The 13,945-nt window shown below is 69.9% G+C and carries 13 protein-coding genes and 1 tRNA gene; 8 read left to right on the top strand and 6 right to left on the bottom strand.

Going from position 1 to position 13,945, the window contains the following annotated elements; translation table 11 throughout:
• Positions 1-26 precede the first annotated feature (26 nt).
• Complete coding sequence (locus AC3ENX_RS02975) at positions 27-224, top strand: hypothetical protein (RefSeq protein WP_434810343.1); 198 nt, start codon at positions 27-29, stop codon at positions 222-224.
• Between the two features lie 3 nt (positions 225-227).
• Here the strand turns inward: AC3ENX_RS02975 and AC3ENX_RS02970 are convergent, their stop codons facing one another.
• Complete coding sequence (locus AC3ENX_RS02970) at positions 228-1,499, bottom strand: CDP-glycerol glycerophosphotransferase family protein (RefSeq protein ID WP_434810342.1); 1,272 nt, start codon at positions 1,497-1,499, stop codon at positions 228-230.
• A 140-nt stretch (positions 1,500-1,639) separates the two neighbouring features.
• On the opposite strand from AC3ENX_RS02970, the gene AC3ENX_RS02965 reads away from it, so the two are divergent.
• Positions 1,640-2,656, top strand: a complete 1,017-nt coding sequence (locus AC3ENX_RS02965; protein WP_434810391.1) for a glycosyltransferase — start codon at positions 1,640-1,642, stop codon at positions 2,654-2,656.
• 58 nt (positions 2,657-2,714) lie between these two features.
• On the opposite strand, the gene AC3ENX_RS02960 is transcribed toward AC3ENX_RS02965, so the two are convergent.
• The 3 genes from AC3ENX_RS02960 to AC3ENX_RS02950 are packed head-to-tail and all read right to left on the bottom strand — an operon-like array spanning position 2,715 to position 6,958.
• A complete protein-coding gene (locus AC3ENX_RS02960; protein ID WP_434810341.1) occupies positions 2,715-4,175 on the bottom strand; it encodes a CDP-glycerol glycerophosphotransferase family protein in 1,461 nt (486 codons plus the stop codon).
• Positions 4,172-5,404, bottom strand: coding sequence for a CDP-glycerol glycerophosphotransferase family protein (locus tag AC3ENX_RS02955; protein ID WP_434810340.1), 1,233 nt, complete (start codon positions 5,402-5,404; stop codon positions 4,172-4,174). Before AC3ENX_RS02955 ends, AC3ENX_RS02960 begins: the two co-directional genes overlap by 4 nt.
• 48 nt (positions 5,405-5,452) lie before the next feature.
• Positions 5,453-6,958 (bottom strand): S1C family serine protease, encoded by a 1,506-nt coding sequence (locus AC3ENX_RS02950; RefSeq protein ID WP_434810339.1) that lies wholly within the window; start codon positions 6,956-6,958, stop codon positions 5,453-5,455.
• Positions 6,959-7,057: 99 nt separating this feature from the next.
• On the opposite strand from AC3ENX_RS02950, the gene AC3ENX_RS02945 reads away from it, so the two are divergent.
• Positions 7,058-8,284: an aminotransferase class I/II-fold pyridoxal phosphate-dependent enzyme gene (locus AC3ENX_RS02945; RefSeq protein ID WP_434810338.1), complete on the top strand. Its 1,227-nt coding sequence runs from the start codon at positions 7,058-7,060 to the stop codon at positions 8,282-8,284.
• A 12-nt stretch (positions 8,285-8,296) separates the two neighbouring features.
• On the opposite strand, the gene AC3ENX_RS02940 is transcribed toward AC3ENX_RS02945, so the two are convergent.
• On the bottom strand, positions 8,297-9,115 hold the full coding sequence (locus AC3ENX_RS02940; protein WP_434810337.1) for a carbon-nitrogen hydrolase family protein: 819 nt from the start codon (positions 9,113-9,115) through the stop codon (positions 8,297-8,299).
• 98 nt (positions 9,116-9,213) lie between these two features.
• Between AC3ENX_RS02940 and AC3ENX_RS02935 the strand changes: the two genes are divergently transcribed.
• A tRNA-Met gene (locus AC3ENX_RS02935) sits at positions 9,214-9,290 on the top strand.
• Positions 9,291-9,324: 34 nt separating this feature from the next.
• Here the strand turns inward: AC3ENX_RS02935 and AC3ENX_RS02930 are convergent.
• Positions 9,325-9,819, bottom strand: a complete 495-nt coding sequence (locus tag AC3ENX_RS02930; RefSeq protein WP_434810336.1) for a MarR family winged helix-turn-helix transcriptional regulator — start codon at positions 9,817-9,819, stop codon at positions 9,325-9,327.
• A 74-nt stretch (positions 9,820-9,893) separates the two neighbouring features.
• Between AC3ENX_RS02930 and idi the strand changes: the two genes are divergently transcribed.
• From idi to crtI, 4 genes are read left to right on the top strand one after another with little or no spacing between them, the layout of a single operon-like run.
• The gene (gene idi, locus AC3ENX_RS02925) at positions 9,894-10,481 is read left to right on the top strand and encodes an isopentenyl-diphosphate Delta-isomerase (protein ID WP_434810335.1); all 588 of its coding nucleotides are present in this window, start codon (positions 9,894-9,896) and stop codon (positions 10,479-10,481) included.
• On the top strand, positions 10,478-11,533 hold the full coding sequence (locus AC3ENX_RS02920) for a polyprenyl synthetase family protein (RefSeq protein WP_434810334.1): 1,056 nt from the start codon (positions 10,478-10,480) through the stop codon (positions 11,531-11,533). Before idi ends, AC3ENX_RS02920 begins: the two co-directional genes overlap by 4 nt.
• Positions 11,530-12,402: a phytoene/squalene synthase family protein gene (locus tag AC3ENX_RS02915; RefSeq protein ID WP_434810333.1), complete on the top strand. Its 873-nt coding sequence runs from the start codon at positions 11,530-11,532 to the stop codon at positions 12,400-12,402. The genes AC3ENX_RS02920 and AC3ENX_RS02915 overlap by 4 nt, the downstream gene beginning before the upstream one ends.
• Positions 12,399-13,943, top strand: coding sequence for a phytoene desaturase family protein (gene crtI, locus AC3ENX_RS02910; protein WP_434810332.1), 1,545 nt, complete (start codon positions 12,399-12,401; stop codon positions 13,941-13,943). Before AC3ENX_RS02915 ends, crtI begins: the two co-directional genes overlap by 4 nt.
• The last annotated feature ends 2 nt before the right edge of the window (positions 13,944-13,945 follow it).

Raw genomic sequence — 13,945 nt, 5'->3', positions numbered from 1 at the left:
CCCGCCACGCACGGCAGACTGTCGGCATGGGACTTTTCCAGCAGCGACCCGAGGAGCCGACCGAATGGGCGGGCCTGCCCGCTGAGCCGTGGCGCCCTCGGACCGAGGCGGAACTGCTCGGTGCGGCATCCTTCGGCGACCCGGCCGCGGTCACCGGCGTACCGGAGACAGTGATCGAGATCCCCGTGAGCGTCAGCGCCGTCGAGAGCGGCGACGCGGACTGAACCTCACTCGTCGTCGAGCTCGGCTTCATCGGGCTCTTCGTCGTCGGACTCAGCCGTCCGCGCATGCCACAGGTCCCACTGCGTCATCAGGCCCGCCAACGCGTCATGGAAGCGCGCCGTCGCCGCGCCGGGAGCCGTGTCGCCGAAGTAGTGGCGCACCCAGCCCTCGAGCCGGGTGACGGCGTCAGGATCAGACAGGACGCGGTCCACCTCGGCGAGGATGCGGGGCGCGGCCGCGACCGTGAGCCACTCGGCATCCGAAAGGTAGCCGTGCGTATCGACGATCGCTGCGGCGTCGGCCGGCCGTGTGATCATCAGCGGCTTGTCTGCAGCGAGCCGGTCGTAGACCATCGCCGAGATGTCGACGACCGCGACATCGGCGGCGGCGAGCTGCCACCCGAGTTCGGGTTGGTCGTCGTAGACGTGCTGCGCAGACGGATCGGACGCGTTGGCTGCCTCGATGGCGGCGATGATGCGAGCGTTCGCCGCGCCGTATTCGGGGTCGACGACGCCCGAGCGAGGGTGAGGACGGTACACGAGGCGGTGCCGCGGTGAAGCCAGGACCGCAGCCGTGAGTGCTTCACCGTGGGTGCGGATCGACCCGTAGTGCGCCGACGGGCGGTCACCCTCCCACGTCGGCGCATAGAGCACGACGGTGCGGTCATCGGGCGTGTACGGCAGCGTGCCCGAGTAGTGGTCGGCCTGGGGGCGACCGATCTGGACCGTACGCGCGTCGAGGTCGTAGTCCCAGAGCACGCGACCCAACCGTTCGCGCGCCGCATCCCCCGCGATGAACGCGTAGTCATACGCCTTGAACTGGTTGGTCGTCATGTACATCTTGTCGGACTCGCCGTGGTTGATGAACACGTGCCACCGGCGCCCGTACCGGAACATCTGGAAGTTGCGGGTGTTCTGGTTCACGTACAGCACGACCCGGATGTCCTGCGTCGCGATGTACCGCTCGAGATCGCGCACCGTCGGCACGAACGCCACGGGCAGCGCGTCGTCCGCCGCGATCGCCCGCGCACCGCGCGCGTTCCGGGCGAGGACGACGACCGGCCACGTCTTGGCGACGTCGGCGAGCGGCTTGTACCACTGCCGCACCTGGTACATGTTGACGTCGCTGTCGCCGAAGTACACGGCGATCCGGTAGTGCTGACGGGGCTGTGGCCCCCGCGCCGCCAGGGTGCGACGCACATCGATGACAGCGGCACGCCCCGTGACGGCCTTGCGGACCAGGGCGAACGCCTTCTTCACATCAGCGACCATTCCCACCCCTCCAGCCTACCCAGCGCGTCGGTGGACACTTCGCGTCGCGCGCCCGCGGGGCGTGACATGATCGTCGGGTGCACGACGACCACCCGACTCGACGGGATGCCCCGGTTCCGCCGACCGGATCCGGAGTCACGTTCGTCATGCCGGTGCTCAACGAGGTCGACTACCTCGAGAAGGCCGTGCACACGGTGCTTTCGCAACACATCGACGAGCCGACCGAACTCGTACTGGCGCTCGGGCCCTCGACGGACGGGACGACGCAGCTCGCCGAACGGCTCGCGTCCGACGACGACCGCATCCGCCTCGTGGCGAACGCGGCGGCCGACATCCCGGTCGGCCTCAATCGCGCCATCGCGGCCGGGCGCTACCCCACGATCGTGCGAGTCGACGCCCACTCAGAACTCGAGCCCGACTACACCCGCCGTGCACTGGCGACGCTCGCCGAAACGCGGGCGGCCAACGTCGGCGGCGTGATGCGGGCCGACGGTCGCACGCCCTTCCAGCGTGCGGTCGCCCGGGCCTACAACTCGCCCATCGGGCTCGGCGGTGGGGCGTATCACGGCGGCGCGGTCGCGGGACCGGCCGAGTCTGCGTACCTCGGAGTGGTCCGCAGGAGCGTCCTGGAGGAGATCGGCGGATTCGATGAGACCGTGCGGCGTGGCGAGGACTGGGAACTGAACCTCCGCATCCGTCGCGCCGGATACACCGTCTGGTTCGACCCCGACCTGTCCGTCACCTACTGGCCACGCGAAAGCTGGTCACGGCTCGTGCGTCAATTCACCGCCACCGGCATCTGGCGCGGCGAGCTGGTCCGCCGATACGGCAGGCGCAACCCCCCGCGGTTCTTCGCACCGCCGGCGCTCGTGGTCGCCGTGGTGCTCGCGATCGTCCTCGGCGCGCTGCACGCGGCAGGAGTGCTCGCGGGTGTCTGGCGAGTGCTCGCGTGGCTGGCGTATCTTCCCGTCGTGGCGTACCTGCTGCTGATCGGCGTGGTCGCTGCGCGCGGCTCAGGCACCCTTCGCGAACGGGCGTGGTTCGCCGTCGTCCTCCCGTCGATGCACCTCGCGTGGGGCGCGGGGTTCCTGCGGGGCCTCGTGCGGGGCGGCGGAGGCGCGGTCGACACCTCGCGGCTGCGACGGAACACACCGCTCCCCTGACCCACCACTCACCTGGCACACCACTCACCTGGCACACCACTCGCCCGGCCTGCGGCGGTCAGGCCCGATCGATGAAGCCCTGGTCGAGGATGCGGGCGACGACGCGCTCGGCGGCGCGCCCGTCGTCACGCGCGTTGAAGCGCTCGCGCCAGCGGGCGTAGCGCTCGGCGTACGCGTCAGCAGTCGTGGGGTCGGCGATCGCCGTGACGAGCTCATCGAGCGTCGCGGTCAGCGGACCCGGCGCCTCGTCCGCGAGATCGAAGTAGAACCCGCGCAGCTCGCCCCGATAGTGCGCGAGATCGGGCGCGAACAGGTACAGCGGTTTGCCGGTCGCGGTGAAGTCGAACATGACCGACGAATAGTCGGTCACCAAGGCGTCGGCGACCAGCAGCAGATGCGAGATGTCGGGGTAGCCGGTGACATCGACGACCCGGTCGCCATGGGCGTCATGGCCCGGCAGGAGCGTTCGAGAGTGGCCGCGCACCAGGACGACGGCATCCGTGCGCCGTGCCAGCTCGGCGAGATCGAGGAAGTCGACCATCTCATCACGGTCATCACGCCACGTCGGGGCGTAGAGGATCACCCGCGCATCATCGGCGATGCCCAAGGCTGCGCGCACCGGCGCGGCATCCCCCGACACGAGTACGTCGTTGCGCGGATACCCCTCGACCCACACCGGGCCACGGAAGGCGTACGCGGTGCGCAGGACACGTCCCCCGTACGGGTTCTGCGCCAACAGGACGTTCCAACGCCGACTCTCGCGGATCACCGCGATCGCGCGCCTGGGATCGAACCCCGGTCGATGCAACGCGAGGCGCTTGAGCGCCGTGCCGTGCCACGTCTGCAGCACCACCTGCCCGCGGCGCCTGGCGAAACGGCGACGCAACCAGTCGTTGACGACGAGCAGGCGTGCCGCCCCACGCGCACGCCACCACTCCGGAGACCCTTCCACGACGGCGATGGCGCCATCGGGCACGGACACCGACAAGTCGATGACACTCCAGTAGCGTGTGACCCCCGGCGCGCGGACTGCGAGTTCGCGGTCGATGGCCAGGGGATTGCAGCTGACGTTGCGACCGTAGAACGACTCGAAGAAGACGGCGTTCTCGAGCCCGCCCGGACGCGTCGCATAGCGCCGCTCGAGCGCGTCCTGTCCCTCGCCCGAGTCGTACGCGGGGTCGATCGGCGCGGCGACCCGCACGGCGCCTTCGGTGATCTCCGCGCGGAGGGTGCCGAGCATGACCACGGGGTGATCGGCGAGGGTCACCGCGACGTCGTCGATCTGCAGTCGGTATGTCCCGGACGGCAACGGCAACGCAGGGCCGCCCCAGCGGGCGGCGCGCAGCGGCAGCGAAGCGATCCAGCCATCGTCGATCGCGCGGATGGTGGCCTCGACCGTCGCACGCGGGCCGACGAGACGGACGCTCGCCGGCATCGCGTCACCCCCTGCCACCTCCATCGTGGCGGCCGGTTCAGACGCCACACCGGCATCGGCGACGAAGCTCGTGATCGGCGTCATGCGCTGTCCCCGATGCCGATACGGATCGCGTCATAGACGCGTCGCGACGAATTGCCGTCGCGGAAGGCGTGCACCTGGGCGCTGAGCGCACGGGCGGCGTCGAGTCGGCGCGCGCGCTCCTCGTCATCGCCGAGCACGGCGGCCAGCTGCGCAGTCGCCTGCTCCCACGAATGCGCGTGGGCCTCGTGCGACACGTCGGCATACGTGCCGTAGAACCCGCGGCGAGCACCGTAGGCGGCGAGGTCGGGAGCGAGCAGCACGACGGGGAGCGGCACGAGGGCACTGTCGAACAGGAGCGACGAGTAGTCGGTCACCAGCGCGTCCATCGCCGGAAGCAGGGGGGTGACGTCGTTGAGGACGTCACTGCCGAGGGCGCGGACCCGGGCGGTCGGCACCGGCGGGGTGTACGCGCCGGCACCCAGCGGATGGGAGCGGACGTACAGCACGGCGTCGTGCGCCTCGAGCATCTCGAGCAGGCTGTGCCACTGCTGGGCCGTCGGCACGGCGGGGTCGATCTCGCCGTCACGCCACGTCGGTGCGTACAGCACAGCCTGCTGCGACGCCTCGATCGTCCCGGACAGCGCCTGCAGCTCGTCGCGCGCGCGTTCGCGTCGTGCGAGCGCGGAACCCCGGCACAGCACGTCGGTGCGTGGTTCGCCGGTGACCGGCACCTGCGCCTCGCTCAGCCCGAAGGCGGACTCGAGCCGGCCTCGGACGAGATGCGATGCAGCAGGAAGCAGACGAATGCGGCCCTGCGTGCGCCGATAGAGCACCCGCAGGACGGGCGAAAGCGCCGCGATCGGACTGCGGGTCGTCTCCGGCGAATCGAGTCCGATGCGCTTGAGCGGGATGCCATGCCACAGCTGTACGACGAACCCGCCGGTCGCGGCATACCGGTTCACGTCACCGAAGCCGTGGGTGACGACCGTGACACCGGCGCGGGCGGTCTCCCAGAACCCTCGCCACGAATCGCGACGCACCGTCGGGATGCCGCGGGCTGCGGCATCGGCATCCTGTGCCGCGTCCGCCGTGAGCCAGACCCCACGCTCCCCCGCAGCCTGCGCGACCTGCCACAGCGCCAGCGCACCGTCGGCGATCCCGACCGCGCAGCCGAACACCCAGCGATCACGCACCCGAGGGATGACGACGGTCGCGAGCCGGCCTGCCGCGTAGAGCGGGATGCGCAGCAGTTTGCCGGCGTTCCCGGCGCCGAACGAGAAGGACGCCACCCCGCGAGCCTATCGCGCGTGGTGGCGTCCTTCTTCGAGCGTGGCGGGTCAGTCGGTGAGTTCGCCGAGGGTCACCTCGACGGTCGCCGTCTCACCGTCTCGCACGTAGATCACCTCGGCGGTGCTTCCCGCCGCCGCCGCACGGACCTGCGCAGTCAGGTCGGTCGCGTCCGAGATCGGCACACCGTTGAACTGCGTCACGATGTCGCCGGCCTGCAGTCCCGCCTCGGCGGCGGCGCCGCCCTGCGTAACCTCACTGATGTACGCGCCGGCGATCGTGGCGTTCTCCTGCGCTGCGGCATTGCCGACCATGGCGCCGAGCAGGCCGTGGCTCGCGGAACCGCCCTCGATGATCTCGTCGGTGATCCGCTGGACGACGTTGGAGGGAATGGAGAAGCCGACACCGATCGACCCCGCCGAGTCGCCCGACGACGTGCCGCCGGCAGTCGCGATGGCGACGTTGACGCCGATCAGCTTGCCTTCGTCGTCGACGAGGGCACCGCCCGAGTTGCCGGGGTTGATGGCGGCGTCGGTCTGGATGACGGCAATCGAGATCGTGCCGGTCGATCCGCTCTGCTGCTCGCCCTGACCGAAGTCGAACTGAAACGGGCTCCCGGACCCGGGGTCGTCGCCTTCTTCGAGCTCGTCGGTCTCGGGCACAGCCGAGGAGGCGATCTGGATGGAGCGGTTGAGTGCGCTGACGATGCCGGTCGTGACCGTGTTCGACAGTCCCAGCGGGGCTCCGACGGCGACTGTGGTGTCGCCGACGTTCAGGGCGCTGGAGTCGGCGAATTCGATCGGCGTGAGCCCCTCCGCGTCCTCGAGTTTGATGACGGCGAGATCGTAGACGGGATCGGTGCCGACGATCGTCGCCTGATAAACCTTGCCGTCAGAGGTGGTGACGGTGAGGTTCGGGTCGCCGGTGGCGCCGTCGAGGGTGACCACGTGCGTGTTCGTCACGACGTAGCCGTCCTCACTGAGCACGACACCTGAACCCGTGCCGCCCGAAGACCCGGAGCTCGCACTGATGGTGACGACCGACGGCAGCACCTTGGTGGCGATGCCCGTCGTCTGGTTGACCGAGTCGGGATCGTTGACGGTCACCGTCGTGGGACTGTTCTGCACAACGGTGGAACCGCTCGCCGACAGGAAGGTGTCGGCGATCGCGGAGCCACCGAAGCCGGCAGCGCCGCCCACGAGGGCCGCGGCGACCATGATCGCCACGATCTTGCCCGCGCCGACCTTGCCGGACTCGGGCTCGGCATCCTTCGTCTGCGCGATTTCCGTCGCGGGGGCCGTTGCCGTCGTCGCGCCGGCGCCGAACGCCGATGTCGGGTAGGGCGTCGTGGGCTGGGCGTCCGAAACGGCGGCGTACGGCGGGGACGGCGGCGTGTACGGGCGGTGGTGCGGTGCCGGCGCGGCAGCCGCATGAGCGGCGGGCGTCGTGGGGACGGGCGGCGGCGCCGCGCTCGGCGTCGCCGCCGGCGGCGTCTGAGGGGGCTCGGTGCCCTGGGGTTCGGATGTGGACGACTCGGTGTTGTCGTTGTCGCTCATCGCTGCTCCTTCCACAATGTGCGTTCACAGCTTGACGCGCGATCCTGTGGTTTTCTTATGTCGCCGCCCCGACAACCCTATGCGTGTACCGTTGGCGCGATGGACGATCGCCTCGCCGCACCGTCGGCGCCGAACCCCATCCCCGGTGCGTGGACGCGGGCCGCGCGCGGCGCGGGGCTGCTCGGCGCGAACGGTGTTCCGACACCGACGATCTTCGCCGAGATGAGCGCACTCGCCACGGGCACCGGTGCGATCAACCTGGGGCAGGGATTCCCCGACGAAGACGGCCCGGAGGCAGTGCTCGACGCCGCCCGCACCGCCATCACCGACGGCGTGAACCAATACCCGCCTGGCATGGGGTCGCCGGACCTGCGCGCAGCGATCTGCGAGCACCAGCGACGCTTCTACGGAATCGACCTCGACCCGGACCACGAGGTGCTCGTGACGGCGGGCGCGACCGAGGCGCTCGCCGCCGCCCTGCTCGGGCTGCTGGACGGTCCGGACGACGAGGTCGTCGTGTTCGAGCCGTTCTACGACGCCTACGCCGCACTCATCGCGCTGGTCGGGGCCAAGCGCGTGACGGTGCCCCTGCGGTGGCCGCAGTTCCAGCCCGACCTCGACGAGCTGCGCGCGGCTGTGACGGATCGAACCAGGGTGATCCTCGTCAACGATCCCCACAACCCGACCGGTGCCGTCTTCGACGCGGCTGTTCGCACCGAGATCGTCCGGTTGGCGCATCAGCACGATGCGATCATCGTGACCGACGAGGTCTACGAGCACCTTGTCTTCGACGCGACCCACGTGCCCCTGGCGACTTCCGAGGGCGCCTTCGAGCGCACCGTTTCGATCTCGTCCGCGGGCAAGACCTTCTCGACGACGGGGTGGAAGATCGGCTGGGTGACCGGGCCGGCGCCGCTGATCGATGCCGTGCTCGCGGTCAAGCAGTTCCTCACCTACTCCGGTGGCGCGCCGTTCCAGCCGGCCATCGCCGCCGGTCTCCGTCTGCCCGACGAATTCTTCACCGGCATCGCCAGCACGCTCCGCGGCAAGCGCGATGTGCTGGTGGAAGGCTTGCGCGCGGCCGGCTTCGACGTCTCGGTGTCGGCGGGCACCTACTTCACGGTGGCGGATGCCGCCCCGCTCGGTGCTGCGGATGCCGACGAGTTCTGCCGCGGACTCCCGGCCCGGTCGGGGGTGGTCGCCGTCCCGCTCACGGCATTCGTCACACCCGAGCGTCGCCAGCAGTACGCGACCCTCGTGCGGTTCGCCGCCTGCAAGCGCGACGAGGTGCTGCGCGACGCCGCGGCGCGGCTGGCCGGTCGCTGACGCGAACCCCAGTCAGCCCGACGCAGTCCCCGGAACGACCGAGAAGCGGCGCAGTGCGAGGGCCGGGTTGACGCGGCGCACGCGATCGATGTCGTCAGGATCCAGGTGCGCGACGGCGACGTCGCTGGCGATGCCGACCCCTGCCAGTTCGACCCCCTGGGGGTCGATGATCATCGACGCCCCCACGCCGAGGGGCGGCGGGTGGTCTGCCGCTGCGACGAAGAGGGTGTTCTCGATCGCGCGCGCGTGCAGGAGGGTGCGCCAGTGGTGCTCCTTGAGCGGGCCGCGGACCCATTCGGCGGCGATCAGGATGACGTCTGCGCCCGCATCGGCGAGCGTGCGAGCCACTTCGGGGAACCGCAGGTCGTAGCAGGTCATGAGCGCGAATCGCAGGCCGTCGACGACGAACGTCTGCGGTGGCGCGAGCTCACCGGGCTCGACCCAATCCGATTCACGCTGCCCGAACGCGTCGTACAGGTGCTGCTTGCGGTAGACCGCCTGCACGCCGTGCCCGTCGACGGCGACGACGGTGTTGCGCACCTTCTTGGAATCATCGGCCCGCTCCAACAAACCCGCGACGACGTGGACTCCCCGCGAGGCGGCGATCGAGACCAGACCATCGACGAACGGGCCGTCGACCGACTCGGCGTGCGCGGCGAGTCGTTCGTCGAACGGGTGCACGAAGAAGCTGGAGTATTCGGGCAGGAGCACGATGCGGGCACCCCGCGCGGCGGCTCGGGCGACGAGCTCGTCGATCGCGGCGAGGTTGTCCTCGACATCGGCTGTCGGCGCGAACTGCGCGACGGCGACGGCGACGGCATCGGGGTTCATGGCGCTCCTCTCCGCCCCCATCCTCACCCGTCTCACGTGCCCGGAGCAACCGCGTGGCGTCGAGCACTCCAAACCCGTGCTAGGCTTGATTCTCGTGCCGCGGGGTGGAGCAGTTCGGTAGCTCGCTGGGCTCATAACCCAGAGGTCGCAGGTTCAAATCCTGTCCCCGCAACCACTCAGAAGGTCCCGTCTTCGGACGGGACCTTCTGTCATGTACGGACGCCGTCCGGCGTCGTTTCGGGTGCGAGCGTATCGGCCATGTCGCGCAGGAACCGCGCAGCCGCTGCCAGCTCCTCGTCGGTGTACGACTCCATGCGGGCCCGCATCTTCGCCATCCGCTCACCGAAATGCGCGAAGAACTCGCTGCGCGCCCGCTCGGTGAGCGCCACGATCCGTGCGCGACGGTCAGCCGGATGCGGGCGGCGCTCGAGGTGTCCACTCTCGGTGAGGCGATCCAGCAGCTTCGTCGTTGATGCCGTCGATATCGCGAGGTGCGTCGCGATGTCGCGTGGCCCCACGGTCTCACCGCGCTGTTCGCGGATGATGAGCATGCGCAACGCCGCCAAGTCGGTCGCGTTCATGTCCATGTCGCCGCGCATTCCTCCGTGCATGCGATCCATCGCATCGCTGAACGCGCGCACGGCCAGCATCGATTCCATCACCAGTCGGTCGCGTTCCGTGCGCGGCACCCATCGCTCGGCCATCGATGGACACCTCCGTCTCCGATTCTGTACGATGCGATTATATTGCTAGCTAAGCTAGCGAAATGGAGGGGACAATGACAGACCTCGACCTCGTCGTCCTGCTGGACGATCAGGGCAACGAGATCGGCACGGCGCCGAAGAGCAGCGTGCACGGCACCGACACCGCCTTGCACCTCGCCTTCTCCTGCCACGTGCGCAATGCGCACGGGCAGGTGCTCGTCACGCGTCGCGCAATCGGCAAGCGGACGTGGCCGGGCGTGTGGACGAACTCGTTCTGCGGGCACCCGCGGCCTGCAGAGCCGGTCCTGTCGGCAGTGCACCGACACGCCGAGCACGAACTCGGCATCCGCGTCCACACCCTCGAACTCGCGCTGCCGCTGTTCCGGTATCGGGCCACCGATGCAGCGGGCATCGTGGAGCATGAGATCTGCCCCGTTTACACCGCACTGACCGATGACGAGCCGGACCCCAACCCGCGAGAGGTCGCGGAGACCCGATGGGTCGACCCTGCCGACCTCGCCAGGTCGCTGCGGACCACGCCGTGGGCGTTCAGCCCATGGTTGGTGCTGCAGGCGGCTCAGCTGCACCTGTTCGACGGTGCCTCCGCACGTGCGGCCGACGTGGCACTCGACCTCGAACCCGTTGCAACACGCGCATCGTGATCGCTCTCGCATCAGACACGGCTGATCGCATCGACGAAGCCGTCGAAGCATCGCTGGCCGCACTCGCAGCCCGCGCCGCGCTGCGGGCTCCGCACCTCGATGAACTCGTCACCGCGGCGCGACGGGCAGCCTCCGGTGGAAAACGGTTCCGCCCGGCACTCACCATCGCCGCCTTCGACGCGTTCGGCGGCACTCGCGACGACACACCTGAACTGTGGCCCGTCGCCGCCGCGTTCGAACTGCTCCACACCGCGTTCGTGATCCACGACGACCTCATCGACCGCGATCTCGAACGTCGCGGCGCGCCGAACGTGGGCGGCGAGTTCCGTCAGCGCGCACTCGATCGCGGAGCGACCGCACAGGCTGCGGCCGAGCTCGGCGATGCGGCCGCAGTACTCGCGGGCGACCTGCTGCTGGCAGAAGCCGTCCGTCTCGTCGCGATGGCGCCCACCGACCCCGACCGACGCGACTCCCTCCTCGGGATCCTCGACGAAGCCGTGCTCGTCTCTGCGGCGGGCGAACTCGCAGATGTCGAGCATGCCGTCGCAGAACGGCCCTCCCCCGCCGCGCAATTGGTCGCCACCGCGCACGACAAGACCGCGGTGTACTCGTTCGCGGCACCGCTGGCCGCGGGTGCAGTGTTGGCCGGAGCCGACGACAGCGACAGGGCGATCGCCGTGTCCGCCGTCTCATCGATCGGACTGGCGTTCCAGCTCGTCGACGACCTGATCGGCACGTTCGGGACGCGCACGCAGGCCGGTCGCGCGCCCGGCGCCGACCTCCGCGCCCGAAAGCAGACCGCACTTATCGCGTTCGCACGCGCGAGCGCGCAGCAGGCGACCGTCGACGAGGCCCTGGAACGCGCACCCACCGGCCCTGTCGCCGTGCGACGCGCCCAGCGCGTCTTGCAGCACAGCGGCGCGAGGGACCGACTCGTCGGCCTTGTGGGCGAGCTTCTGCGCGATGCGCGCACGGCTGCCTCGGGATTGCCGGTCGCGCCACGCGACCTCCTCCACGCCCTCGCAGACCGCGTTCAGGAGCGCATCCCGTGACCGGGCTCGACCAGTACACGCGCACCGCCGAGCAGGCCGCAGCCACCGTCATCGCGGCGTACTCCACCTCGTTCGGCCTCGCGAGTCGGCTGCTCGGCGGACGAGTGCGCCGCCACATCCGCAACATCTATGCGCTCGTCCGCGTCGCCGACGAGGTGGTCGACGGCCCCGCGGCCGAGTCCGGCGCGGATCGGGACGCCGTGCTCGCGGCCGTTGATGCGCTCGAAGCCGAGACGCTCGCCGCCGTCGCCTCCGGCTTCTCGACGAACCTCATCGTGCATGCGTTCGCGCACACCGCGCGATCGTGCGGGGTGACAACCGAGCTGATCACGCCGTTCTTCGCCTCGATGCGCACCGATGTCGACGTCGCGCAGCACGATCGCGGGTCGCACGACCGCTACGTGTACGGTTCTGCAGAAGTCGTGGGACTCATGTGCTTGCAGGTGTTCGTGGGCGCGGACGCCCCGGCGGGAACGGTCGCCTCGGACGACCTCGTGCACGGTGCACGCCGACTCGGCGCCGCCTTTCAGGACGTCAACTTTCTGCGAGACCGCCGCGACGACGCCACGCGGCTCGGTCGCGAGTACCTCGACGAGAGTCGCGGCGCGGTCCTCGACCGCGTCGATGCCGACCTCGCAGCGGCCGCTGCGGTGATCCCCCGATTGCCGGCCGACTGCCGCCGCGCCGTCGCGGCCACCCACGACCTGTTCGCCGACCTCGCCCACAGACTGCGCGACGGCGACGCGGCAGGTGGTCGCGTACGGGTTCCCAATCCCACGAAAGCGCTGATCGCGTTGCGTGCAGCAACGGGCGCCGCCCCCCGTGTCCGCAGACGCCGAACGGCCCACCACGAATCGAGCGGTACATGAACGTCATCGTCATCGGCGCCGGCATCGCCGGGCTCGCATCGGCAGCGCTGCTGGCCGCCGACGGACACCGCGTACACGTCGTCGAAGCGCGATCCGAGGTTGGCGGGCGCGCCGGCTCATGGTCGAGCGATGGCTTCAGGTTCGACACCGGGCCGAGCTGGTACTTGATGCCCGAGGTCTTCGACCACTTCTTCCGACTGCTCGGCACCTCGGCGGATGCCGAACTCGACCTCGCACCGCTCGATCCCGCGTTCCGCGTCTACGGCGACCCGACGACGCACCCCGATCCGGTCGACGTCTTCAGCGGGCGGGATCGGGTCCGCACCCTCTTCGAGTCGCGCGAACCGGGCGCGGGCCGCCGCATCGACACCTATCTGGACTCGGCTGGAGACGCCTACCGCCTCGCCGTCGACCGGTTCCTCTACGACGGTTACGCGACGATGCAGGGGCTGCGCGACCCCGCGGTGCTCCGCCGGTTGCCGACCCTGGCACCACTGCTGACCCGCTCACTCGCCCGTCACGTCGAACGCCGCTTCGACGATCCGCTGCTGCAACGCATCCTCGGCTACCCGGCCGTCTTCCTCGGTGGGTCGCCGTATGACGTGCCCGCGCTGTATCACCTGATGAGCCACCTCGACCTCGCTGATGGCGTGCGGTATCCGCGCGGCGGGTTCGCCGAGCTCATCGCGGCGATCGCGCGGTGCGCCCAGCGGGCCGGCGCCACCGTCGAGACCGATGCCAGGGTGGCGCGGATCGTGACCGCCGATGCCGCAGTGACGGGGCTCGAGCTGGCCGACGGGCGGATGCTCGAAGCCGACACGATCGTCTCGACCGCTGACCTCCACCACACCGAGACGAACCTGCTGCCGCGCAACCTGCAGACGTACCCCGAATCGTGGTGGCGGGATCGAAGCCCCAGCCCCGGAGCACTGCTCGTGCTGCTCGGCGTACGGGGCGACGTGCCGCAGCTCGCGCATCACACCCTGCTGTTCACCGACGACTGGCGCGAGAATTTCGAGGCGATCTTCGGCGACAGCCCGCGCCTGCCGGATCCTGCCTCGCTGTATGTGTGCGCGCCGAGCCGCACCGATGAGAGCGTCGCGCCGCCCGGTGACACGAATCTCTTCATGCTCGTGCCGATCCCGGCTGATCCCGGGATCGGCCACGGCGGGATCGGTGGGGCGGGCGATCAGGCGGTCGAAGCGGCGGCGGATCGCGCCATCGACCAGCTCACATCGTGGGCCGGCATCCCGGATCTGCGTGAACGGATCGTCGTGCGGCGTACGATCGCGCCGGGCGACTTCGCATCGGAGTTCAGCGCATGGCGAGGCAACAGCCTTGGCCTGGCGCACACGCTGCGACAGAGTGCGATGTTCCGCCCGCGCAATACGTCTGCGAAGGTCAAGGGCCTGTTCTACGCGGGTGCTTCGGTGCTACCGGGCATCGGTCTGCCGATGTGCCTGATCTCGGCCGAACTCGTGACGAAGCTCGTGCGTGGAGACCGCTCCCCTGGGCGCCTGGCCGAGCGGGCTTCGGTGTGAGC

The sequence above is a fragment of the Microbacterium sp. bgisy189 genome (genome assembly GCF_057707225.1).
This window is presented reverse-complemented; position numbering and strand designations above follow the sequence as displayed.